This window comes from Leptolyngbya sp. AN02str (assembly GCF_050565595.1).
Lineage (GTDB): Bacteria > Cyanobacteriota > Cyanobacteriia > Elainellales > Elainellaceae > Kaiparowitsia.
Map to the genome: position 1 here is coordinate 22,688 of NZ_JBNXVR010000022.1, position 24,191 is coordinate 46,878.

Sequence of the window (24,191 nt, forward strand, 5' to 3'; positions counted from 1 at the left end):
GAACTTTCGTGATATTGGCCGGAGGAGCAGTACCACCCGGGGGATGGTACGGTGAACACGGCACTCGCTGGGATTGCCCAGAGGACCCCTGACCGCTGAAGCCTGTCGGGTTATTGGAAAGACGCGATCGCCCACATTGATTAGCTCTATGAGAGAAAATTTGACGGGATTATCTTTTCTTCCGGGGTACAGCTTGGGTTACACTAGTCCGACGGTTATCTATCGCTGCTGGCTTGGTCGGGGCGATCGCGTTTCATCCTGGCTGTTCACCCTGGCACCTTATTCCCTCTCTCATGACCTCTAAGCGGATTTTTATTACTGGCGCGAGCGGTTGTATTGGGCACTACATTGTAGATGCTTTGATTCAACACACAGAACACGAGCTGTTTTTGCTGGTGCGCGATCCCAGCAAGCTCCAGATCAACTCCGAAGCCAGACCGGGCATTCATCTGTTGCAAGGCGACATGCTCAACATTGAGCAGCACACGAGCTTGCTCAAAACGATGGATCAGGCAATTTTGATTGCAACCGCCTGGGGTGGGCCGAACACGCACGATATCAACGTCACCAAAACGATTCGCCTGCTGAATTTGCTGAACCCTGACCTGTGCGAACAGGTCGTTTATTTCTCCACAGCCAGCATTCTCGGTCGCGATAACAAGCCGCTCAGGCAGGCTGGAGAACTGGGTACCGACTATGTACGCACCAAATACGAGTGCCATCAGCGGTTATCGAAGCTGGCGATCGCCCCTCAAATCACCACTGTCTTTCCTACCCTGGTGTTTGGTGGCGACCAAACCAAACCCTTGTCGCAAATCAGCAGCGGGTTGCCTCAAGTCGTCAAGTGGATCAATCTCATCCGCTTCCTCAAAGCCGATGGTGGATTCCATTACATTCACTGTGCAGACATTACTAAAGTGGTGATGCATTTACTCGATCACCCGCCCGCCGAAGGAGAACCCCGCGAACTGGTGCTGGGCAATGCCCCCATGACCGTAAACGCAGCGGTCGAAGAAGCCTGCCACTACCTCAACAAGCACATTTACTTTCGCATTCCCCTAACATTGGGTTTGGCCAACTTCTTCATCAAAGTGTTCAACATTCAAATGGCGGCGTGGGATCGCTTTTGCATGGAGTATCGCCATTTTACTTATGAGCGCCATGTCAACCCAGCAACCTATGGCACAGTGCCCCATTGCTCCACGCTAAGCGATGTCCTCAAGGTCAGCGGTATTTATCCTCCAAAATCTTAAATACAGCGCAATCAAGCCCATCACGGGGTTCAAGAAATCAGCCATCATTAAACATAAACCCTCAGGACTTACGCAGTTGAATGATTTTTGGGTCGCTTAGCGACCCAAAAATCATTCAATCCCTGGTTTTTTGTATGGAGTGCGTAAGCCCTAACCCCAAAAGCCTGTGTAGGCAGCACAGGCTTTTGGGGTTGGTTTTGAATGGTGTCGAGGGACTTAGTTGGTACGAAACAGGCGAAACGGGTTGAAATTTATATCGGTGTCGTAGGCATCTTCATGCTCTTGGCGTTTGAGCCAATTGACGATCGCATAGGTCAACGGGGTACATAGCACTTCCACACCGCATTTGAAAATGTAGTTGGAAAGAACGATAGTCCACAGCAGCGAGTTGGGCAACAGGCCCGCAAAGGCGATCGCCACAAACAGCCCAGTATCAATCAACTGACCAATCAGTGTCGAGCTAATGGTGCGCAACCACAGCCAGCGCCCGCGAGTTTTGAGCTTGAGTTTGGACAGGGTGTAAGCGTTGGAGAAATTCCCGGCAAAGTAGGCGATTAGGCTGGCCAGCACAATGCGCGGCGTTTGCCCCAAAATGCTCATGTAGGCATCCTGCAACTCCCAATCGGCAGCGGGGGGCAGTGCTCCCACCAAGGCAAAGGTGACCGACATCAGGATTGCGGTCAAAAATCCAATCCAAATGACCTTGCGCGATCGCCCATAGCCATACACCTCGGTCAAAATGTCGCCAAAAATGTAGCTCAGCGGAAACAAGATGGTGCCGCCATCAAAGGTGAACGGCCCCAACGCCAAAATTTTGGTTGAGGCGATGTTCGAAATGAGCAAAACAGCGACAAACAGCCCAGTAATGGTGTCCAGGTGGCGATACGTCTTCATGGCAGGTGGGGGATAGCGAAGGAAAATAGGCAAAAAACAAGTGCAAGCGATCGCCATCGTAGATCAACTTGCACTAAACACATGTTGCTAATGTTGATGAAATGCCATTGCTTCAGCAATGCAATGTTCTTAAATGAGTTTAACGCTGCGCAGCACAAAGTACATGCCAAACGCGCCGCCAGCAGCAGCCACCAAAATGAATAAATAAAGGATAGGTCCCATGAGTGCGTCTCCTAATTAACACAGCCTGAATCTATTGAACCATTTTTGCTGCGCATTCCCGACGTGAAAACCAAACAAGGTCGCTGGCCCAATGCCATTGCCAGCACCGGGTGCGTCCTGCAAGTGCGATAATGATTGCTCTGTGTATCGTAATGCGTATCAAAGCGGGTTGGCGTATGAAGTCAGTGATTACCGTCGAGTTGCCGCAGCAGTCCTATGAGGTGGCGATCGCTCCCGGCGGGTTGGAATATTTGGGAACCTGGATGCAGCCGCTGAGCCTGGGCAAAAAGGTGCTGCTGGTTTCTAGTCCACCCATCTTTAAGTACTATGGCGAACGGGCTATCGCATCGCTGACCCAAGCTGGATTTGATGTGGCTCACATCTTGCTACCTCCGGGAGAACGCTTCAAAACTCCTGCCAGCCTGCAAAAAATTTACGATGCCGCTCTCAACCATCGATTAGAGCGATCGTCTACGATCGTCGCTCTGGGTGGTGGTGTCATTGGCGATATGGCTGGCTTTGCTGCCGCAACTTGGCTGCGGGGCATTCACTTTGTGCAGGTGCCGACAACGCTGCTGGCCATGGTCGATGCCTCTATCGGCGGCAAAACGGGCGTCAACCATCCCCACGGCAAAAACCTGATTGGCGCGTTTCACCAACCGCGCCTGGTGCTGATTGATCCCGAAGTGTTAAAGACTTTGCCCAGTCGAGAATTCCGCGCAGGTATGGCCGAGGTCATCAAGTACGGCATCATTTGGGATGCCAATTTGTTTGAACAGTTGGAGCAGGCTCCTCGGCTCGATCAGCAGCGCTATGTTTCCCCAGAGCTGATGCAAACGATCCTGACGCGCTCCTGTGAGGCCAAGGCCCATGTGGTCAGCAAAGATGAAAAGGAATCGGGGCTGCGCGCCATCCTCAACTACGGACACACGGTGGGTCACGCCGTAGAAAGCCTAACGGGCTACAAGGTAGTGAATCATGGCGAGGCGGTGGGCATTGGCATGGTGGCGGCTGGGGCGATCGCCCAATCCCTGAACCTGTGGGATGCGGAATCTGCCCAGCGGCAAGATGCCCTCATTACCAAAACAGGCCTCCCCACCCAAATTCCTGCTGGCGTGGAACCCGACGCCATCATCACCGCGCTACAAACCGACAAAAAAGTCGCCGATGGCAAAGTGCGCTTCATTTTGCCCACCCGCATTGGCGAAGTCAAAATTACCGATCAAGTCACCGCCAATACATTACGCCCCATCTTGAGCAAGATGATGGAGAGCCCATAGGTCAGCACAATCCTAGTTGGGGTTCATCTCACAGAATGAATCCTGACCAACAGAATTGGCAGTGCGCTAGCTAATCGTTTTTGACCGCAGAAATAGCGGTAGCTCAATGCAGAAGCAGGTTTGGCGAGCGGAACTGGTAGCCTCAATCGTGCCTTCTAGCCGTTCCACCAGCTTTTTCACCAGGGCCAAGCCCAGGCCCGTGCCGCCGTATTGCCATGGATCATTGTTGGGAATGCGGTAGAACTTTTCAAAAATATTGTCCAGTTCGTGGGGCGGAATTTCGGCTCCGGTATTGATAATAGAGAACCGCACCCCAACCGCCCGATCCTCCTCGCGCATCGTTTCTACCGATACAGTGATCACTTCCTGAGCAGGTGTGTACTTGCAGGCGTTGGTCAGCAGCTCGGTGATAATGCGCTCCAGCTTGGACACATCGGTGGTCAGGCGTGGCAGGTCGTTGTCAAATACCAGGCGCAGGGTTTGCTGATGATTTTGGGTGCGTTCTTCAAAGGCTTGTGTCAACGGCGGCAGAACGGTATTCAGCTCGATTGTGGTGGCCTTAATGGTATCAGCTCCTGCATCCAGCCGCGACAGATCGAGCAGGTCGTTGATGAGGTTAATTTCCCGCTGCGACTCCTCGTGCAAGATCTTGAAGTAGCGAGCGGCCCGCTCAGAAAGGCTTGCTAAAGCTCCCGACTGCTTCAGCAAAATTTCCAACATTTGAATGGCCATTTTAATGTTGGACATGGGGGTGCGCAGCTCGTGCGACACCGTGCTGAGGAAGTCGTCCTTCAACCGATTCAAACGCTCCAGCTCTTTCACCTGGGCTTGAGCCGCTTGGTAAAGTCGAGCCTGCCGGAGAGCGATCGCACACTGGTTGGCCACCTGTTGCGCCAGCCGAATATCTTGCTCGCTAAAGGCATATTCTTTGTGGTTGATCAGCCATAGGTCACCCAATACACCTTTGTCATCCAGCATGGGCACTGCTAGGGTTGAGACAAAGCCCCGCACTGGGTTGGGAGCCAGCGAGCAAAACTGGAGATGCTTGCCCTTGGTCAACGGTACGTAAATATCGGGGAAGGCCGACAGTCGAGAGACCCGACCCTGGTACGGCGACACCGTCGTGGTGTACTCATAGTGAATGGTGGACGTGCCCTGCTCAATGTCGTAAATCGCCGCATTACAGGAGCTGACGCCCAGCACCGTAGCCAGCTCTTCCACCGCAGCCTGTAGAATTTGATCTTCATCCAGGCTGTCGCGCACTTTGTCGGTAATACGCTTTAGGGTTGCCTCAAACTCGTAGGCTAGCTGAAGCTGGGTAGTGCGTTCCTGAATTTGGTGCTCCAGGTCTGCATTGAGCCGTTGTACCTGTTGGTACAGCTCAGAGTGATAGATGGCGCTTTCAATGTGTCCGGCGAGCTGGCTCAACAGCTCCACTTCCCAGGGGTGCCACTGCCGTGATTCCGAGCATTGGTGGACAATCAGCAGGCCCCACAGGGTCTCATTTTGCAAAATGGGAGCCACTAGCCGCGCTCGCACATCCAGCCGTTGCAAAAAGTCGCGCAGCACAGGCGGTAAGCTGGCATCGGCGGAGTCGTGAATGGATGCAAAGTAATGGCTGGTTGCAATCGATTGGCGTTCAAGGGCGAGCAGGCTCGCGGGGAGTGATGTTCCCATGATGGATGAACAGTTCGCCGCGATCGCCTCTTGAATAATGGCCCCACTGTCCTCTGCCTGAAAGCGATAGATCAGCACGCGATCCGCCTCCAGCATTTGCTGAATTTTGGCGACGGTTGCCTCCAAAATCTGATCTAAATCCAGGGACTGTCGCAAATGGCGAGCAAACTCAGCTGTAAACTGAGCGACTAAGCTACGCTGCCGCTCGGCATCCGCCTGGCGCTGTAGGGCAATTTCGGCCTGTTTTTGAGGAGTGATATCCTGGGCGATCGCCATGCCCAAGGGCGACTCACCGCCCTCGTTGTGGATGGGCAACCCATGGACCAAGTAGTAGCGATGGGCATAGGCTAGCTCCGTCACAGACTCGTATCCGGCGATCGCCGCACGGTACAGCGGCTCTAGCGCTTCACAAGCATGGGTCGGCAACGTGTCTAGCAACGTTTTACCCAGCCAATCCTCTGATGCAATGTTGAGATCCCTTAAACCACGCCCTTCTACCAAGCAATAGCGCAACTCACCATCAAAAACCAGCACCATGCCATTAGGAAAGGTGTTGGTTAGGGCTCGATACACGCTCAACCCCGACACCGGGCACGAATCAGTGACTAAAAGTGTTGCTAACTCAGAACTGGCAATCGGAGTGCATATGAGCGACCAGCACGGCTGACCTGTCGCAGTCACCAACTTTTGCAACTGAGCCTGTACCGGCAATCGAGGCAGCCCCGGTAACACAAAGTGAAGCTGGACTGGCTCGGATGACGGGTTGCTAATAGTCTGAAGCTGCGATCGCAGCGTGTCTGCATCAGAAGGACATAGGTATGGCAGTAGAGATTGCCCCAGCAGCCTCTCTGGCGACTGGCCAAATTTTTCGATCGTTTCTGGGCTAGCGGCACAAATTCGACAATCACCGTCAAGATTGAAGTACAGCGCTTCAACCGGGGTACTGCCAGCCAAAACCGAAGGGTCAAATTCAGGTCGATAATCCAGCATGGAGTGACCTGCTACGTCTTGGGCGGAGGGGGAAACGTGGTTCGTGCGCGAGTGCAGAGATGAATGCACCGAGGAGAATGGGGAAATAGAACGGTTATTGAGACTCATGTCTGAGGCTCTATCGACTGATTGGATGGGTTCTTAAAAATTGGCTTTGCGATTTGAAACACAGGGGGTGATGCTGTTATTTGTTTATTTCACAATGAAGTGCTTTTTCAATGATTGGTAGGAACACTCAATTTATAGTTCCCCAACCGCGCGGAAGAATCACGTCCTACCCAGATTCACGCACAAGCTCCCCGATTTAAAACTCATCTCGTAATAACTACGATGCTATGCACCACTGGCTCACTGGTTCCTTACAGGTTGAACAACTCACGATCAGGATTGCTGGCTTGGATCCGGCGCTGTGGGGAATTCGTATTGCCCAACTTTCTGACTTTCATTATGATGGGCTGCGCTTATCCGATCAGCTGCTAGAGGACGCGATCGCCCAGTGCAACCGGGCTAAGCCCGATCTGGTTGTGCTAACTGGCGACTTTGTAACGGATGATCCCACCCCAATTGGGGCTTTGGCCGGTGCGCTCGCCACGCTCCAGAGTCAACACGGTATTTACGCATGCTTGGGTAACCATGACGATGCTGAGCCTGGTGCCCGCCAAGTGATTACTGCTGCCCTAACTCGGGTTGGCATTCATGTGTTGTGGAATGCGATCGCCTATCCGTTTGGGCCGTTGCTGCCCATTGTGGGGTTGGCCGATTACAAATCCGGCGAGTTTGATCCAGCTGTTCTGGATGCGCTCGCCCCCAGCTGTCCTCGTATCGTTCTTTGCCACAACCCCGACACTGCCAGAGTGCTGGTCTACCGCCGAGTTGATGTGCAGCTTTCGGGCCATACCCACGGAGGCCAGATCAACCTGCCCATCATTGGCAATCCCATTCATGCCTACTTTCGGGTTTGCCAAAAGTTGCCCGGCTCGGTGCAGCGGTGGCTTCCCTATGTGCGCCGTCAGTGCCACAAGGTCGTACGCCATTGGGAATGGGCTCAGGGTCTGCATCGCGTCGGCATCAACCAACTCTACGTGAACCGGGGATTAGGAACGTATCTTCCGGGTCGCTTTCGCTGTTCGCCCGAACTCACACTCCTAACGCTAGAGCCAGCTCCGCTAGAAACTATGCCTGGGTAACCTTGCCTAAGACGACTTCCAAGATTTCAACGATTCTAACGGGAACCTTTGGCTCTAGGGTTGGGAAGAGCGCTGAATGCGAGCCAAACTATCGCGAATGCGGGGGAGCTGCAAAAACCGTTCTGCTTCGGCCAAGAGGCGATCGCCCCACAGGTTATCTTTCAAAAATTCCAAATCGGCATAGCGAGCATCCTTTTGTAATGCGGCTTCTCCCTGGGTCAAGGCTTCGGCCTGCGAGCCTGCGCCATAGAGGGCAACTGCGAGCGCTAGCTGAGGTTCCGGCTGTTCTGCATCTACCTCTAGGGCCTCTTGCCAGCTTTCAACAGCTGCATCGACATCGCCCTGCTCATATTGCACCAGACCAATGTTGTTAATAGCAGGCCAAAAGGCTTCATCCAAATCAATGGCCTCTTCGTAAGCCTCGATCGCATCGTTGTAGCGCTTCATCATAAAGTAGGCATTGCCCAAGTCGAAGTAGGCAGCTGGCTCATCCCCTTTAATTTCAAGCCCAGCTTCAATCAGTTCTGCCGATCGCGCATAATCTTCGGTGCGAAAGTAGACCGTACCCAGCGCAAACAACACTGCAGGATTTTCGCTGTCGAGCGATCGCGCCTGCTGCAATGCTCGAATCGCGTCTTCATTCTGATTGAGCTGCACATAAAGACTGCCCAACAACCCCCAAACCTGCGCATTTTGGGGCACCAGTTGACTGGCCAACTGTGCCCGCACCAGGGCCAGCTCAAACTGGTTAAATTGCGACAACTGTGCCGCCTCCTGGGCCAATGTCAATCCCTGCTGCTCTAAGCGAGCTTCGTCAAGCTGGGGCACATGGGGCACAAATACCTGAGCTTGCGCCGAGGGAGACAAGCCGATCAAGCCAGCAACCAGAGGAAGAAACAGAATAGAAAATCGCTTTAGCACAATCTCACAACCGAATGATTTGTCACGTACTCTTTCTATACAGATGACTGCGAAGCAGAACCAGACAGTTCCCCAACCTGTTTGCAGGTTGGCAGTGGGCCTAGCATGGCTACAGGAATGAGATGGGGGTGATCCCACTGTTCGCAGGCTCCTGCCGCGATCGCCCTAGGCAGTCATTCAAAGGCAGGACATAGCTCTTGATAGCTTAGTCGATCGCATGCAGCATCGGCAAAAATTAGCCCAGCCAACGCACCGTCTGATTTTTGGGATTGGGGGATGGTCTAGCCCTGTGAAATACAACCCACGATTCGATAAGTTCTGTAGATAGATTCCTCAATATGAACTCAATGGACTCAGCTTGCGCTCTCTCCCGTTTCTTCTAACACGCGTTTACTGTAGCTCACCCGATGGCCGCCTTGCTTTTTGGCGGTATAGCAAGCCGTGTCGGCCATGCTCAAGAGTCGGCTTGCCTCAATTGGTTCGGCCGTGATTTCTACCAAGCCCACGCTAGCTCCTAGTTGAAACACCTGATCTTGATAGGTAAAGCTGTGATTCTCGACATTTTGGCAAAGCGTTTGGGCGATCCAACGGGCTTGCTCCAGCCCACAATTGTACAAAATGACAGCAAACTCATCGCCGCCTAGCCGAGCGACCAAGTCCGTTTTGCGTACACTATTTTTCAATACAGTGCTGACCTGGCGCAGCACCTCATCGCCAGCGGCATGGCCACTTGTGTCATTCACATGCTTAAACTCGTCTAAGTCTACAAAGCACAGGCTATGTAGCTCTTGCTGGTACTGCGCCGAGGCGATCGCCGCATCCAAGCGCATTTCAAACTCACGACGATTGATCAGCTGGGTCAGCGGATCATAGGTCGCCTGCCATGCAAGCTGCTTCACCATTTGCCGCATGGGGGTTACATCCCGAAATACCAGCACCACACCGACAATATCGCCCTCTGCTGCGCAAATGGGAGAAGCTGTTTCGTGAATGGCAAAGGTTGCCCCATCGTACGACATCAACAATCGATGCTCACCTGCGCTGGTGATGCTGGTGCCCTGTTGCAACACCTGTTCGACTAGATTGGGCACTGCATTGCCACTGTCTTCATCGAAGACTTTGAAGACCTCGTGCAGGGGGCGGGCTAGTGCTTCATGGGTATGCCAGCCTGTTAGGGTTTCTGCAACTGGGTTGAGGGTTTGAATGCAGCCTTTGGCATCGGTGGTAATGACTGCATCTCCAATTGCATTCAGCGTAACCCGAGCTAAATCCCGCTCGCGGCGCAGTTCGGCATTGAGCAGTCGCAGCATGGCTTCTGCGTTTTCTCGTTGCTCAACCTCGGCTCGCAGCTTTTGGTTCTGCTCTTCCAATGTTTTGGCAAATTGGCCAAGCTGTAGGTGGGTGCTAATGCGGGCGATCGCCTCTTTGGGGCTAAACGGCTTGGTAATGTAGTCCACTGCTCCCAAAGAAAGCCCTTTAATTTTGCTTTCAGTATCGTCAATTCCCGTAATGAAAATAATTGGAATATCTTGCGTGTTGGAGTCCGCCTTCATGCGTTCGCAGGTTTCGAACCCACTCATGCCCTGCATCATGACATCTAACAAAATGAGGTCGGTTGGGTGATGCTTGAGGTGCCGGAGCGCTTGTTCTCCGTTCGTGGCCAACCCGACTTGAAACCCCGCCTCAATTAAAATATCGGCCAAAATTGAGCGATTTGTCGCGCTATCGTCCACGACTAAAATGACAGCGGACTCTGAATTCGGCTGAAGGTCTGAAACGGTTGGATTGGACGGGTACTTCGGAAGGTTCATCGACAAATATTTGAATAGAAGGATATGTGCATAAACCCAACTCACCAGCAACAGGCCCGCGCCAGGATGGTTCAATCCTGCTGAATATCAAGCAATTCTGACGATATTGCAAATTTGCGAATAATTGCATGATATTTGCAGCCTTCCTTCACATTTCTCCAAATCTCGTAGGACGGCACGTTTGATGAGGAGCAAATTGGCCTGCTTTGTGTACTGATTTCATCTCATAATCCAGCACCAACCCTATTGTTGACGAATTCTCGTAAAAACGACCTTGGCGATCGCGGTTTCTTAGCCATTCAAGGTTCAGTCTATAGAATTGGCACGGATCGGGTGAGATGCATCATACCCCCGCATCAATTCACATTTATGGCTGAGCTAGCAAAAGCTGATGGGCTTATGGGTGCGCATCATGTCTCGCGAGAGGTTTTGGAATCGTTACCTTGTGAGAGATCTTCTGAGAGGTCTGGGGATGGTGAAGGTAGCCCGACCGTTTGGGCCGCCAAGTTGGCACGAGCGTTGCGACGCAGCATATGCGGCTTAATGCGACGAAAGGCAGATGCGGGAAAGCGATCGCTCCATTCTTCATCAGTCATGTCTGCTAGCGATCGCAACGTTGGGCTAATGTTCCAGGGATAGGGGTGAAACTCTGCCACATCGGTTTCTTGGGCAAATCGTTGGTTCCAGGGGCACACATCCTGGCAAATATCGCAGCCCGCCACCCATCCCTGCAAATGGGACTGAATGCCTTCTGGCAGGTCGGGCGCTCGATTTTCGATGGTGTGATAGGCAATGCAGCGATTGGCATCGACCACAAAGGGCTGGGCGATCGCTTCTGTTGGGCACGCCTGAATGCAGCGGGTACAGGTCCCACAATGCTGAGTATGGGGGCGATCGGGCACAAGCTCGATATTGGTCAGCACCTCTCCCAAAAACACCCACGAGCCATAGTCTCGCGTAATCAGATTGCTATTTTTGGCAATCCACCCCAGGCCAGCCCGCTCGGCCCACACCTTGTCCTGCACAGGACCTGTATCGGCATAGTACCGCGACTGAATGTCGGAGCCTTGCGCTTCGAGCCACAGAGCAAACGCTTTGAGCTTTTTGTGCAATATCCGGTGGTAGTCTCGTCCCCAGCCATAGCGCGACAGCTTGGCACACTCAGCATCATCCTTGCGTTGCTGTGATGTGTAGTAATTGAGCGCTACACAAATGACGGATTGAACGGTTGGCATCACCTGCCGAATATCTTGCCGTTTGGGGGTATCCATCCAGGCCATATCAGCCTGAAACCCCTGTTTCAGCCAGCGGTTTAGCCCTTGGGAGCCAGAGTGCCAATCAGCAACACGAGCAATGCCCACCGCATGAAATCCAAATAATTCACGTGCAGCAGCCTTGACCCGTTCAGCATCGAGGCCATTCCTAACTGAACTTGTTGATAACAGATCCGTGAAATTCGTCATGAGATCGGCATGAAAGAGCCGCAAAACAGAAGCGGACTCGAAGATTTACGGAGATTGTTTCGGTGATGTTGGGTCAATCAGCTCCAAGAAAGAGGGTGTGCCGAGCAGAATTCTATCTACGAGATGATGAGAACAACTTAACAATATGAGACATTGCATGAATAGATTCCGTTGCATTGGTTTCGTTACATTCATTCCGTTGCACGGTTAGCTGCACCCATTGAACCGCTGAGCTGTATCCAGGGAACTGTAGCTCAGCCAATTGCAACTTTATTTGAGGATAGCGAATGACAGCGCAGGCGAATACCGACTCCAAGACTACTCAGTTCCAGATCGCCATTGAGGGAATTTCTCTGCCGATTATCGAGCGCTATTTTGCGATGCTGAATGATGGAGCGTATGCAGAAACCGCCAGTCTGTTTGTCGATCAGGGTGTCATGGTTCCTCCATTTGAGCAGGCAGTGCAGGGTCGTGAGGCGATCGCACACTATTTGGAAACAGAAGCGGCCGGACTTCGTCTATATCCTTATATCGGTGCAGAAACCCCTCTCGACAGTGGTGACACGGAAGTGAGGGTAAAGGGAAAGGTAGACACGTCCTTGTTTGCCGTGAATGTTGCTTGGGACTTTGTGCTGACGCCATCGTGCGAGATTGCTTCAGTGAAGGTCAACTTACTCGCCAAGTTAGAAGAGCTTCTAAATTTTCGGCGTTAAGCTTGACCCTCTCAACAAAGGAATCGCAACATTTTGTTGCAAAATAGAGGTGCGGTTTACTACAGTCAATTCTGAGTGACTTCATAAACGCTGAATTCCCTCCTGCTATCGCAGAAGATTCTCAGAAAGGACACACACCCTTGATCAAGTACGGGCGCGAAATACTGGCAGTTGCACGGCGTATCCTTACAGAATTGCTACGACGGCAGCGATCGCTTATTTTTTGGACAGTCTTTCCGATCATTCTGCTGGTTTTGAATGGCTATTTGCTTGCCGAGTCAACCAACCTGAACATCTCTGATGCAGAGGCTTATGCGATCGCCGTTCCGGCATCGTTGGTTGGGGCAGCGCTCTTTTTTAGCTGCTTGGGGGGCAGCGTTTCTACCGTTGTTTCTGAGCGAGAACAACAAACCCTCAAGCGATTATTTATTTCTCCACTGGGGGGAATTTCTTATTTTTTAGGCATTTTTCTTGTTCATACCTACATCGGCTTGGGGCAAGCACTCCTGATTTATACTGCCGCCGCGCTCATGGGTGCCGAGTTTTCGGGTTATCCCAGTTTGGCTCTGCTGGTGATTTTTCTTAGCATTGCCAGCTATGTGGGGGTTGGTTTTGTACTGGGTACTCAGTTTGCTCGCCGCACCGAAGATGTGAATGCCCTGGTGGCGACGTTTGGAGTCCCGCTCATGATTCTGGGTGGGGCGTTTGTGCCATCCACTCTGTTTCCAGAGTTGCTGCTGCAACTGGCTGCATTCAACCCTATCTATCACATGGTTGAGGCGTTAACGATTGCTTCGGGCGATCGCAGCGAGATTTTAGACATCATTCCTCACCTGCAATTTTTGGTCGGCTTTGCCGTGGCGATGGTTGCTGCGGGTTGGCTTTCCTATCGACGCATGATTCGGGTTGAACGGAGACTGTAAACGTGCTCAAACTAGAACAGTTAACTAAACAGTTTGGCGATCGCACCGTGTTGCAGCGCCTGACGTTTCACATTCATCCTGGCGAGGTCTACGGCTTGTTGGGGCCAAACGGCGCTGGCAAAACGACCACCATCAACCTCATCTGCAACCTGCTCCACCCGGATAGCGGCTCCATTGAGGTGAACCATCAGCCCATTTCTGACAAGACCAAGCAGTGGATTGGCATCGTTCCGCAAGAGAATCTGCTGTATCGATCGCTCACCTGTGCAGAAAATTTGGAATTTTTCGCGCGCATTTATGGCCTATCGCGGCGAGAACGGCAGCAGCGAATTCCTCAATGTTTGGATGCGGTGAATTTGCTCAGTCGGGCGCACTCTCCGGTGGAAACCTTGAGTGGTGGTATGCAGCGGCGGCTGAGCATGGCGATCGCCCTAGTCCACCGTCCCAAGCTCGTCATTTTGGATGAACCAACTACCGGTCTGGATCTAGAGGCCCGATTCGAAATTTGGGAACTCATTCGTCAGCTCAAACACCAGGGCATCACCACCCTCCTGACGACTCATTTGCTGGAAGAAGCCGAGCGTTTGTGCCACCGCATTGGCATTCTTAAAGGCGGCCAAATTTTGGCAGAAGGCAGTTTAGACGAACTCAAGCAGCGCATTCCTGCTCAAGAAATTGCTGTAATCGTGACTCCCGACGAGGAACGGGCGATCGCCCGAGCTGCCAAACTCGGATTTTCCTGCCGATATTACGGCGGTGACTTGGTGATGTGGCTTCCCCAACGGCTTGAATTGCAAGAAATTTTGAATCACTTTGAGGGAATTCCCATCGATTCGTTATCCCGGCAGCCCGTGCGACTGGAACATGTTTACATCGAAGTCACGCAACCCACTCTCCCACTCCAGCCTCCATTAGCTCCCGCCCCAGCATCATAATCATTGGAGACTCTACAGGATCGAGATAGGATATTTAAGATATTTCTCTGCCTGACTTCATAAATCCAGGTACTTTAGCAAGCTTATTTCTGCACCCCTAATTCAACTTGTTCAATATTCTTTCCGCCTTGTGGATAAACTTCACGATTGGCAGAAACCCTCAAACTTTTAAGTCTGCCTAGCCGCCTGGCCTTGGGTTTACTCGCCAATCTGAGTAGGTAAGCCGGTTCCCCCAACCATTTGCCAACACTGCAAAGCATAGCCCCAAGCTTTACGCAGTGCATCGCAGAAAACGAACATTTGAATGATGAGGCTGACTTGACCATTCCAGCCATGCATTGAGCAGGCAATCATTAAGCGACACAGCGAACGTAAGGTTTGCCAAACGATCTTTTTGCCGATTCGAGCAAACAGGTTCGAGCAAACAGGTTCGAGTGCTCCGCCAAATATTGGAAGGAGTCCATAGGCCGTTGTTGGCTGCATTGTTCTCGTCAAAGCTTCATCAAGCTCACTGTTTCAGAACTTATGCAGGTGAATAATTTTTGAAGCGCTTATCGCTTCAAAAATTATTCACCCCCCTAGCTTTTCGGATGAAGTGCATAAGTCCTAGGTTTAAAAAAGACATTTATTGGACGTAGCGATTGGGTCGTTTTCATGGGCAATTGCCAGGACTTTTGCAGACAGTGGCATGCAATCCAACAGCACTGTCATGAGGAAGAGTTCTTGTTGCAGCGGCGAGAGCAATATTTGGAAATGTTGCTGTTGGTTCAGCAGTGCTTGTTGCAGCTACCAGATACCGAAAGTCCCTATGAGGCATGTTTGGCGTGGCTGGGTAAGGCTTCGGGTGCGGCGCGCGTGGCCGTGTGGGAAATGTGTGGTTGGGCCGATGACTGCGAGTCGCTTCAGCTGTGTGCTGAGTGGCACGCCGAAACGATGCCCGAGTTTGGCCATGGTGTTGGCCGCTGGCCGCTGACGCGGCAACCCCGGTACATTGCTTGCCCAACTGCCGTTGCCCAGGGGCATGTGGTCAATATGGGCGATCGCTACGTCGCTGAAATTGCCCAAGACTTGCCTCTCACATTCGGCACTCGGGCCGTACTGCTGCTGCCACTTCTCGTGCAGGAGCAGGTGCATGGCTTAGTCCAGTTTGATAGTACTTCCGAACCCTATCCTTGGACGCAGACCGAGGTGTCGTTTTTATCGCTGGCGATCGCCGCGATCGCGAAAGTCTGTGAACGACGGCTCACGATGCAGCAGCTGCAGCAGCAAGAAAAAGAACTGAGGATTTACCGCGATCGCCTAGAGGAACTTGTGGTAGAACGCACAGCCCAACTCCAGCGATCGCTTCAATACGAAGCTGCCCTGAGACGGGTCACCGACCGTGTGCGAGATAGCTTGAATGAACAGCAAATTTTGTATGCTGCCGTGCGCGAACTGTCCGATGTGTTGACCTTGGATTGTTGTGATGCCGGAATTTATGATGCCGAGCTGACTACCTCAACCATCCTGTACGAGCATGCGCCCCATATGCCCACCGCACTCGGCACGGTGATTGCACTTGCCAACCACGAAGCGCTTTATCGCCCTTTGTTGAAGCGAGAGAGTTTACAAATTTGCCAGATTGCCGAAATGGATGTTCGCCGGGTTTCGCAGCGATATGCCATTCTGGTGTGCCCTATTTTTGATGATCAGGAAGTGTTTGGAGATATTTGGCTATACCGTTCTGCCGATGAGGTATTTGGGAGGCAGGAGGTGCGGTTTGTGGAGCAGGTGGCTAGCCAATGTGCGATCGCCCTTCGGCAGTCGAGGCTGTATCAAGCGGTACAGGCTCAGGTGGCATCGCTAGAAATGCAGCATCGGCTCAAGGATGACTTTTTGGCAACGGCCTCTCATGAGCTGCGATCGCCCATTACAAATATGAAAATGGCAATTCAGGTTTTGGCGATGGTGCTAAACCGAACCAACTGTTTGGATGAAGCGGACCCGTCAGCCGACGTGATTGATGACCCCACCAGCCAATACTTGCGAATTCTCGATCGCGAGTGTCAGCACGAAATCAATCTAATTAACGATTTGCTCGATTTGCAGCGGCTCAATGCTGGCAGTCACCTAGGGGCGATCGAACCCGTTGATCTCGCTGAACTGCTATCCATCGTTGCCGATTCATTCCAAGAACGTTTGCAGGCTCGTCAACTCACCTTCGAGCTCAAGCTTGCGCCTAATTTGCCCAACTTCTGTTGCGATGCCGTCGCCCTAAACCGCATTGCAACAGAGCTGATGAACAATGCTTGCAAGTACACCCCCCCCAACGGCTCTGTGGAACTGCTTGTTCTAGAGCAAGCAGACCAAATTCACATCTTGGTGACCAACGTTGGTGTCGAAATTCCGGCAAATGAACTTCCGCACATTTTTGACAAGTTCTATCGAGTTGCCAATGGCGATCGCTGGCAGCAAGGCGGCACAGGTCTTGGCCTGACCCTGGTCAAAGAGCTAGTCAAATTTTTGGGTGGAGAGATTGAGGTGTGCAGCAGCAATCATCGCACGCAATTTTTAGTCAAACTTCCCTTTACTGCTCTGAGTTAACCCACCGTCAAACAGGACCGCTCCACCAAGGCTCAACCGTTGAAGGGAAAAGCTCAAACCAACCTCCACTCTTCAAAAACGTCAGTTTCGGTTAAGAGCTTTTCTGAGGGTTGCGCGTCGCGCAACCCTCAGAAAAGCCTATTTTTGCGTGCGCATCGCGCACGCAAAAATAGGCACTTCAGCTTATCCAAAACTCAGGTTTCAAAACGTCAGCTCTACAGTGCGTCTAGCGCAATAGATATGTCGAAGCATCCCGTAACCTGCAGCAGTGCTGTTCCAAGGGTGGCGCCCCACGCAATTCTCGGAACAGCATTGAACCGCAACTGACGTTCTTTTACTAGACCTGGTGTCGAGTGGTTGGAAGCATAATCGTTAAGCGGCCCAGTTGCTCAACGATTTGTGCAGGCGAGCTAATAAAAAAACGGACGAGGATACCACGCTGGGCATCATCCTTCATCCGCTTAGTTAAGAAATCCTCGGCTGCTTAGACCTGGGATTGAAATTTAGGAGCTGAGGTTGGATAGGCTGGCTTTAGACCCGCTTTAGACTAGTTTTAGGAAAGACCATCCGTTCTGGGCCTGGTCGTTGTTGCTACCACATCGACCGAAGGAGCAGGCGCTTCACCCACAATTCGGTCGATCTTGGCTCCTACAGCCTTGAGCTTGGCTTCCAAGTTGTCATACCCACGATCCAGGTGATGCAAGCCGCTAATCAGAGTAGTGCCCTGAGCGGCTAAGCCAGCCAACACCAGCGCTGCCGAAGCTCGCAGATCTGTTGCATTGACCGGAGCCCCCGACAAGAACGGAACTCCTCGAATGATGGCGTTGTTGCCCTTAACCCGGATATCAGCCCCCATGCGATTTAGCTCAGCAGCATGGCGCAGGCGGTTTTCAAACACGGTTTCGGTAATGATGCTGTCGCCTTCGCTCACCGCCAACAGCGCTGTAAACTGAGCCTGCATATCGGTCGGAAAGCCAGGATACGGCAATGTTTCAATATCGGTTCCTATGTGGCGATCGCCCGGAACAACACGCAAACGGTTTAACCCTTCTTCGACCACAGTGGTGCCAATCGCTTGTAGCTTGGCAACGACGGCTGCCAAATGATCGGGCACCACTGGCCCAACCGTAATATCGGACCGAGTGATCGCGCCTGCCACCAAAAATGTACCTGCCTCAATGCGATCGGGGATGATGCTGTAATCCACCGAGTGCAAGCTAGGCACCCCAGAAATAATGATGGTATTGGTGCCAGCACCGCGAATTCGGGCACCCATGGCTCGGCAGAAATTGGCCAAATCAATGACTTCAGGTTCCTGGGCCGCATTTTCCAGAATGGTCTCGCCATCGGCTAGGGTCGCCGCCATCATCAGGGTTTCGGTTGCGCCCACGCTGGGGTAATCCAAATAAATTCGAGCCCCTTTCAGTCGCTTGTTGGAGCCGGGCACATAGGCATACACCGTACCATGCTCGATTTGCACATCGGCACCCATGGCTTGTAAACCACGCACATGCAAATCAACCGGACGAGCCCCAATGGCGCACCCACCAGGCAAGGGCACCCGCGCCACTCCCAAACGGGCCAACAATGGACCAATCACAAAGAAACTCGCTCGCAGTTGGCTCACTAATTCGTAGGGTGCTTTGGACTGGCTAATGTGCCGAGCATCGACCTCTAGCGTGTCTCCATGCCGCTTCAGCTTTACTCCCAAACTGGCCAAAATCTCGCTCATTCGAGAAACGTCCATAAGCGAAGGCACGTTGCGCAGCCGACAGTCCTGAGGGCATAGCAGTGTACCAGCCATAATGACCAATGCCGAGTTTTTGGCCCCGCTAACGCGGACTTCTCCTGATAAACGATGCCCCCCCACGATTTTTAGGATAGAGCTATCGGCTTCAAAGGAAGCGTGGTTATTGGATGAAGGATTAGAATGAAGAATGGGAGTACCCTCCGCTATGCGAGCGAGACTGTCAAATTGAACCGTTGAATCTGAAGTTTGATAAGTACAGTTTTGAACTTTTTACAAGGTTCCCGTTGTATACAGCCAAATTTCAAATCCGGTTTAGATTCTACCGAAAAGAGCTGGCTTGTCTACCGCGTTGACCTGCTGGGCAGTGCCATCTTCTGTGAATTTGCCGGGAAAACGACGAGAGTTCCGAAATTTTCTCGAAAAAGGGGGTTGACTGTAGAGGGCAATTGCCGCATGATTGTTAATCGCAGTGTTCAAGCGCTGCTAAGCGGAACTGGCGGAATTGGTAGACGCGCTAGATTCAGGTTCTAGTGTCTGCAAAGACTTCCGGGTTCAAGTCCCGGGTTCCGCATCATTCGATGCAACGCCATTTATCGAGATGAGGCTAGCCAAAGGTATGAGGCTAACCTCATCTTTTGGTTTTAATTACAGCTCCGAATTCCCTTTACGTTTAAATTGCTTATCAAAGCTTAATATTCATACGGAATTTTCTATCGATGCTAAAGAAAGAGGAATACGGTAATCCTCTGGTTGCAAGGTCGTGCAATCGATGCATTTGGGACGATGGGTGAGGTAAATCAGCGGTGAATCTGGTGTTGACGAGTGTCCAAAACCCGCTAGTTAAACAATTGCGTAAGCTGCAGCGGGCAAAAGAGCGGCGAGAGCAAGGATTGTTTTTGCTAGAGGGAACTCATCTACTGGAGGAGGCGATCGCGCTCCATTATCCTTTAGCAACGGTTTGCTGCACCGAGTCTTGGCGCGATCGCTATCCTAAGCTGTGGATCAAGGTTGGACAGCAGGCCCAGCGAGTGGAGTTGGTGAGCGAACCTGTTTTAGAGGCGATCGCCACAACAGTGCATCCCGATGGGGTGATTGCAACCGCGCCACGCCGCCCTCAGCCCAGCATTCCCCAACCGTTGAAACTGGGGCTGGCCTTAGAAACCATTCAAGACCCTGGCAACTTGGGAACCATGATTCGTACCGCAGCCGCTGTTGGGGTGGATGGCCTCTGGGTTAGCGACGATAGCGTTGATTTGGATCATCCAAAGGTATTGCGGGCGACTGCAGGGCAATGGTTCCGCATGCCAATGGTCAATACCGCACAGCTGTCTGCTGATTTACGCACCTTGCAAGCGCAGGGGGTGCAAGTTGTCTCTACCCGCATGAATGCCGCACTCACGTACTGGGATGTTGACTTTGCTAAACCCACCCTGGTTGTACTGGGGAATGAGGGTTCCGGACTCTCCGCAGAAGCGAGTGCGATCGCCGATGTGTCGGTGCGCATTCCCCTAGAGCCGGGTGTGGAGTCTCTAAATGTGGCGATCGCTGCCGCTCTCATTTTGTACGAAGCGAAACGGCAGCAGCGATAGCTGTTCTCAAGAAATCTGGAGCAAGCTAGTTTAGGAAGCCTCGTTTTGGTGCAGCGGACTGATATGGATATGCTGCTCAATGTCTGCTACGGCTTCTTCCAAATCCTGAACAATGTCGCGATCTATCTTAGCCTGGGGTGCCTTGGGGGATGGAGAGACGGGCTGCACTGGCTTGGTGATACTCAACCGTTGCTCCAGTTGGTCAAGCGATTCCATGAAGGCTTGAGCAGCGGCGCGGCGCAATTCTTTTTGATTTTCGCTCATGTTGGTTTAGCCTCCCATAGATGACGACTGACGGGCTTCCTTAAAAAACGGTTCCCGTTTTTCAACGGTTCTAAGATAACTCAACCTATCCATGTCCCACGCTCAATATGAAACCTTGGAGTTGTATGTGGGACATTGGGGATGAGCGGCGATCGCGACGATCAAGCGGGTAGGAACCGCCACCGCCACATCACCACTGGGACAAATGGGGTGACTGTGCAGAAAGTGCACAAAAAAGGCTGCCTATCCTCACAACTCTTTGGAGCCTAGCGTTTTCTGGGAGAACAAACCCTCCGCAAGTTTTCGGAATTCCTCAACGGGACCCCCACCTTTTTTCGGTAAAGCTGGGTAGATTTTTGCGCTATGCTAGTACAGATTTAGGTTTAATTTGGGTCACAGGAGCGATCGCCTGCTGGCAAAACTGCTGTCTGGTGGGACTTTCGGCGACGGCTCTGCCTCAATCCAACCCCTATTCAACCCAAAATTTTGCCCCATTCAACCCGATTGGAGCGGTCTTAGAGTTGTCTAAATGCCCCAAAGCAATGAAAATTTAGACAGATAGGACTTACGCCATTGGATAGAGCATAAATCGGCTTAGCCCGCTCAATGTTTCAAACCCTCCAGTTTTCGTAGGTTGTGCGTGAGTCCTAGCAGAGCTATTGTGCAGAACCCTTCGGAGAAGCGGACGTGAGTGAAGGATTTGATTACGATTTGGTGATTGTTGGGGCGGGTGTTGGTGGACATGGCGCTGCCCTACATGCCGTAAGCTGCGGCCTCAAAACGGCCATCATTGAAGCGAAGGACATGGGTGGTACCTGTGTCAATCGGGGCTGTATTCCTTCTAAGGCACTGCTGGCTGCATCGGGTCGCGTACGCGAACTGCGCGATGCCCATCACCTCAAGGCGCTGGGCATTCAGCTCGACAACCTATCGTTTGATCGAGCGGCTATTTCGAGCCACGCCCTTAACTTGGTGAGCAAAATTCGCGACGATCTCACCAATAGCCTCAAGCGGTTAGGCGTGGATACCATTCACGGACGCGGCAAAATTGCAGGCCCCAACAAGCTCAGCATTGCCACTGCTGAGGGCGAAAAAATTGTTACCGCGAAAGACATTATGCTGTCGCCCGGTTCGGTACCTTTTGTGCCGCCTGGGGTGGAGCTGGATGGCAAAACCGTATTCACCAGCGATGACGCGATTCGGTTGGACTGGCTACCGCAATGGGTTGCGGTGGTAGGTAGCGGCTACATTGGTCTAGAGTTTGCCGATATCTATACCGCCCTTGGATCTGAGGTGACGATGATCGAAGCGCTGGATCAGTTGATGCCAGGGTTTGATCCCGATATTGCTAAATTGGCTCAGCGGGTGCTGATTTCGCCTCGCGATATTGAAACTCGGGTCGGGTTGCTGGCAAAGCGGGTCATTCCTGGTTCACCAGTGATGATTGAGCTGGCCGATGCCAAAACCAAAGAAGTTGTGGAAGTGCTAGAGGTGGATGCCTGTCTCATTGCGACGGGGCGCATTCCCGCAACGAAGGATTTGGGATTGGAAACGATGGGCATTGAGGCCGATCGCCGGGGCTTTATCCCTGTGAACGACCAGATGCAGGTGTTGGTGGATGGTCAGCCTGTGCCTCATGTGTGGGCCATTGGCGATGCTACCGGAAAGATGATGCTTGCCCATGCCGCTTCGGCTCAGGGTGTGATTGCGGTTGAGAATATCTGTGGGCGCGATCGCCATGTGGATTACCGGAGTATTCCTGCTGCGGCCTTTACCCATCCTGAAGTGAGCTTTGTCGGCTTGACTGAGCCAGCCGCTCAGGAACTGGCCTCTGCCGAGGGCTTTAAGGTTGGCACCTCTCGCTCTTACTTTAAGGGCAACTCGAAGGCTCTGGCCGAGGGGGAAACGGATGGTTTAGCCAAAGTTATCTTCCGAGAAGATACCGGAGAAGTGCTAGGAGTTCACATTATCGGACTGCACGCATCCGACCTGATTCAGGAAGCGGCAAATGCGATCGCCGGACGCCGTTCGGTCAACGATTTGGCCTACAACGTCCATACGCACCCAACCCTGTCAGAAGTGCTAGATGAAGCCTTTAAGCGGGCGGCAACTCACTAAACATCTCGCTAACCGAGAACTATGGCCAAGAATGAGCGGTGCGTGCGTGGATCATTTCCTGGATTATGGCGTACGACGAGTAATTCATCTCTTGGCCTACACCCTCAGGACTTATGCAGTTGAATGATGTTTGGAGCGCTTAGCGCTCCAAACATCATTCAACCCACTGGTTTTTCGGATCAAGTGCGTCAGTCCCAGCCCTCTTGCATTCTGCCTTTTCCCATCGCCATTGTTGATTGATATGCAAATTCGTCGTCGCCCACCCAACCCTGCTATTTCCGTGGAATCCCTGCGCTACCAGGTCAAAATGGAGGGTGGAGAGCCTCAAAACATTCTGGAAGAGATTGTTTGGTACAAAGAAACTGAGGTAGAGCGGTGGCGCGAGCAAAAGCCACTACGGGAGCTTCAGGCCAATATTTCCATGGCTCCGCCCGTTCGAGATTTTGTGGGCGCGCTGCGGCATGGTCAAACAACGCCAGCTCTCATTGCCGAGGTCAAAAAAGCATCTCCTAGCAAAGGAATCATCTGCGAGAATTTTGATCCTGTGGCGATCGCTCAGCAGTACCAGGCGGGCGGGGCCGGTTGCATTTCTGTCCTAACGGATGAAAAGTTCTTTCAGGGCAGTTTCAGTTATCTGCGAGAAATTCGGCAGGCTGTTGAACTGCCGCTGCTCTGTAAGGATTTCATCATTTATCCCTATCAAATCTATATGGCGCGGTTGAATGGCGCAGATGCCGTGCTGTTGATTGCCGCCATTCTGTCAGATAAGGACCTCCAGTATTTCCTCAAAATTGTGAAGTCGCTGGGCATGACCGCTCTGATCGAGGTGCATACGCAAGCCGAATTGGATCGGGTGCTGGCGTTAGATGGGGCAACCCTGGTTGGAATCAACAACCGCAATCTGGAAGATTTTTCGGTCGATCTCAACACCACATGTCAGTTGTTAACCACAAGCGGCCAGGTATTGCGCGATCGCCAGATTTTGGTCGTTAGCGAGTCGGGGCTGCACACCACCGAAGACTTGCAGACCGTATCTCAGGCTGGGGCTGGGGCTGTCCTCATCGGTGAATCTTTGGTAAAGCAAGCGGATCCAACTGAGGCGATCGCTAGGCTTTTCTCTGTGAACCAAGGATAATGTGAACAGCTCGGCTAAAAAGCAATGAGCAAATTACGGAATCCTTAGACTTTGCTGATACCTTTTTCTCATAAGCACCTCCGCAAAGCCCCAAGGCATTCTTCCATCTCAAACCTCTTTAACGAATTCCCTTTGGTACCCGCTCGACCTTGATGGATCCCATACCTCTCCCATCCCATATTCATTACGAGCTGCTCTTGCAGCTGTTAGAACGACAAACCATGTTTGCAGTTGGGCACGATTCCCACCAAAAAGAACTCGTGCACGAGCTGATCATCACCCTACGGAAAGCCCTCTCGCAGCAAAAGCGGCTTGAGCAAAGCTGTGAGCGAGCCAATCTGCCGATCGACTATCGATGGTCGCTCAACAGTTGCGCCACTCCAGTAGCATCGGATACCCCAACCGGGCAATAACGATCCGTAGCATCTGTCTCCCCATCTCAGGGGAGCATCCTGTAGACTGAGTCAGTAGCGATTTACGGGA

Annotated in this window: 20 protein-coding genes and 1 tRNA gene; 13 read left to right on the forward strand and 8 right to left on the reverse strand. The window is 52.3% G+C overall.

Annotated features, from left to right (window positions below; translation table 11 throughout):
- Positions 1-148: 148 nt before the first annotated feature.
- Positions 149-304, forward strand: coding sequence for a hypothetical protein (locus ACQ4M4_RS16810; protein ID WP_430685597.1), 156 nt, complete (start codon positions 149-151; stop codon positions 302-304).
- A complete protein-coding gene (locus ACQ4M4_RS16815) occupies positions 294-1,253 on the forward strand; it encodes an NAD-dependent epimerase/dehydratase family protein (RefSeq protein ID WP_430685598.1) in 960 nt (319 codons plus the stop codon). Before ACQ4M4_RS16810 ends, ACQ4M4_RS16815 begins: the two co-directional genes overlap by 11 nt.
- A 216-nt stretch (positions 1,254-1,469) precedes the next feature.
- Here ACQ4M4_RS16815 and ACQ4M4_RS16820 read toward each other — a convergent pair whose 3' ends face one another.
- On the reverse strand, positions 1,470-2,147 hold the full coding sequence (locus ACQ4M4_RS16820; RefSeq protein WP_430685599.1) for a queuosine precursor transporter: 678 nt from the start codon (positions 2,145-2,147) through the stop codon (positions 1,470-1,472).
- 129 nt (positions 2,148-2,276) lie between these two features.
- The gene (gene petL / locus ACQ4M4_RS16825) at positions 2,277-2,369 is read right to left on the reverse strand and encodes a cytochrome b6-f complex subunit PetL (protein WP_430685600.1); all 93 of its coding nucleotides are present in this window, start codon (positions 2,367-2,369) and stop codon (positions 2,277-2,279) included.
- A gap of 176 nt (positions 2,370-2,545) precedes the next feature.
- Between petL and aroB the strand changes: the two genes are divergently transcribed.
- Positions 2,546-3,649: a 3-dehydroquinate synthase gene (gene aroB / locus ACQ4M4_RS16830; RefSeq protein ID WP_430685601.1), complete on the forward strand. Its 1,104-nt coding sequence runs from the start codon at positions 2,546-2,548 to the stop codon at positions 3,647-3,649.
- A gap of 66 nt (positions 3,650-3,715) precedes the next feature.
- Here the strand turns inward: aroB and ACQ4M4_RS16835 are convergent, their stop codons facing one another.
- A complete protein-coding gene (locus ACQ4M4_RS16835) occupies positions 3,716-6,316 on the reverse strand; it encodes a GAF domain-containing protein (RefSeq protein WP_430685602.1) in 2,601 nt (866 codons plus the stop codon).
- Between the two features lie 335 nt (positions 6,317-6,651).
- On the opposite strand from ACQ4M4_RS16835, the gene ACQ4M4_RS16840 reads away from it, so the two are divergent.
- Positions 6,652-7,503: a metallophosphoesterase gene (locus tag ACQ4M4_RS16840; RefSeq protein WP_430685603.1), complete on the forward strand. Its 852-nt coding sequence runs from the start codon at positions 6,652-6,654 to the stop codon at positions 7,501-7,503.
- 54 nt (positions 7,504-7,557) lie between these two features.
- Here ACQ4M4_RS16840 and ACQ4M4_RS16845 read toward each other — a convergent pair whose 3' ends face one another.
- The 3 genes from ACQ4M4_RS16845 to queG all read right to left on the reverse strand — a co-directional run bounded on the left by ACQ4M4_RS16845 (position 7,558) and on the right by queG (position 11,698).
- The gene (locus tag ACQ4M4_RS16845; protein ID WP_430685604.1) at positions 7,558-8,424 is read right to left on the reverse strand and encodes a tetratricopeptide repeat protein; all 867 of its coding nucleotides are present in this window, start codon (positions 8,422-8,424) and stop codon (positions 7,558-7,560) included.
- Between the two features lie 353 nt (positions 8,425-8,777).
- Entirely contained in the window at positions 8,778-10,235 is a 1,458-nt protein-coding gene (locus ACQ4M4_RS16850; RefSeq protein ID WP_430685605.1) for a diguanylate cyclase, read from the reverse strand.
- A gap of 410 nt (positions 10,236-10,645) precedes the next feature.
- Positions 10,646-11,698: a tRNA epoxyqueuosine(34) reductase QueG gene (gene queG, locus ACQ4M4_RS16855; RefSeq protein WP_430685606.1), complete on the reverse strand. Its 1,053-nt coding sequence runs from the start codon at positions 11,696-11,698 to the stop codon at positions 10,646-10,648.
- A gap of 287 nt (positions 11,699-11,985) precedes the next feature.
- Here queG and ACQ4M4_RS16860 point away from each other — a divergent pair, with 287 nt between their 5' ends.
- The 4 genes from ACQ4M4_RS16860 to ACQ4M4_RS16875 all read left to right on the forward strand — a co-directional run bounded on the left by ACQ4M4_RS16860 (position 11,986) and on the right by ACQ4M4_RS16875 (position 16,852).
- Positions 11,986-12,411 carry a ketosteroid isomerase family protein gene (locus ACQ4M4_RS16860; protein ID WP_430685607.1) on the forward strand — a complete coding sequence of 142 codons (426 nt, stop codon included), beginning with the start codon at positions 11,986-11,988 and terminating at the stop codon, positions 12,409-12,411.
- 140 nt (positions 12,412-12,551) lie between these two features.
- Positions 12,552-13,334, forward strand: a complete 783-nt coding sequence (locus tag ACQ4M4_RS16865; RefSeq protein WP_430685608.1) for an ABC transporter permease — start codon at positions 12,552-12,554, stop codon at positions 13,332-13,334.
- Positions 13,335-13,336: 2 nt separating this feature from the next.
- Positions 13,337-14,269 carry an ABC transporter ATP-binding protein gene (locus ACQ4M4_RS16870; protein ID WP_430685609.1) on the forward strand — a complete coding sequence of 311 codons (933 nt, stop codon included), beginning with the start codon at positions 13,337-13,339 and terminating at the stop codon, positions 14,267-14,269.
- A gap of 654 nt (positions 14,270-14,923) precedes the next feature.
- On the forward strand, positions 14,924-16,852 hold the full coding sequence (locus tag ACQ4M4_RS16875; protein ID WP_430685610.1) for an ATP-binding protein: 1,929 nt from the start codon (positions 14,924-14,926) through the stop codon (positions 16,850-16,852).
- Between the two features lie 553 nt (positions 16,853-17,405).
- Here ACQ4M4_RS16875 and murA read toward each other — a convergent pair.
- Positions 17,406-18,809, reverse strand: coding sequence for a UDP-N-acetylglucosamine 1-carboxyvinyltransferase (gene murA / locus ACQ4M4_RS16880; protein ID WP_430685658.1), 1,404 nt, complete (start codon positions 18,807-18,809; stop codon positions 17,406-17,408).
- A gap of 280 nt (positions 18,810-19,089) precedes the next feature.
- Between murA and ACQ4M4_RS16885 the strand changes: the two genes are divergently transcribed.
- Together ACQ4M4_RS16885 and ACQ4M4_RS16890 are read left to right on the forward strand one after the other, a co-directional pair.
- Positions 19,090-19,173 (forward strand) — tRNA-Leu (locus ACQ4M4_RS16885).
- Between the two features lie 232 nt (positions 19,174-19,405).
- Positions 19,406-20,191, forward strand: a complete 786-nt coding sequence (locus ACQ4M4_RS16890) for a TrmH family RNA methyltransferase (protein WP_430685611.1) — start codon at positions 19,406-19,408, stop codon at positions 20,189-20,191.
- Between the two features lie 30 nt (positions 20,192-20,221).
- Here ACQ4M4_RS16890 and ACQ4M4_RS16895 read toward each other — a convergent pair whose 3' ends face one another.
- Positions 20,222-20,455, reverse strand: a complete 234-nt coding sequence (locus tag ACQ4M4_RS16895; RefSeq protein WP_430685612.1) for a hypothetical protein — start codon at positions 20,453-20,455, stop codon at positions 20,222-20,224.
- 687 nt (positions 20,456-21,142) lie between these two features.
- On the opposite strand from ACQ4M4_RS16895, the gene lpdA reads away from it, so the two are divergent.
- The 3 genes from lpdA (at position 21,143) to ACQ4M4_RS16910 (ending at position 24,121) form a co-directional block, all read left to right on the forward strand.
- Complete coding sequence (gene lpdA / locus ACQ4M4_RS16900; protein ID WP_430685613.1) at positions 21,143-22,573, forward strand: dihydrolipoyl dehydrogenase; 1,431 nt, start codon at positions 21,143-21,145, stop codon at positions 22,571-22,573.
- 241 nt (positions 22,574-22,814) lie between these two features.
- Entirely contained in the window at positions 22,815-23,708 is an 894-nt protein-coding gene (trpC, locus tag ACQ4M4_RS16905; RefSeq protein WP_430685614.1) for an indole-3-glycerol phosphate synthase TrpC, read from the forward strand.
- A gap of 152 nt (positions 23,709-23,860) precedes the next feature.
- The gene (locus ACQ4M4_RS16910) at positions 23,861-24,121 is read left to right on the forward strand and encodes a DUF5340 domain-containing protein (RefSeq protein ID WP_430685615.1); all 261 of its coding nucleotides are present in this window, start codon (positions 23,861-23,863) and stop codon (positions 24,119-24,121) included.
- The last annotated feature ends 70 nt before the right edge of the window (positions 24,122-24,191 follow it).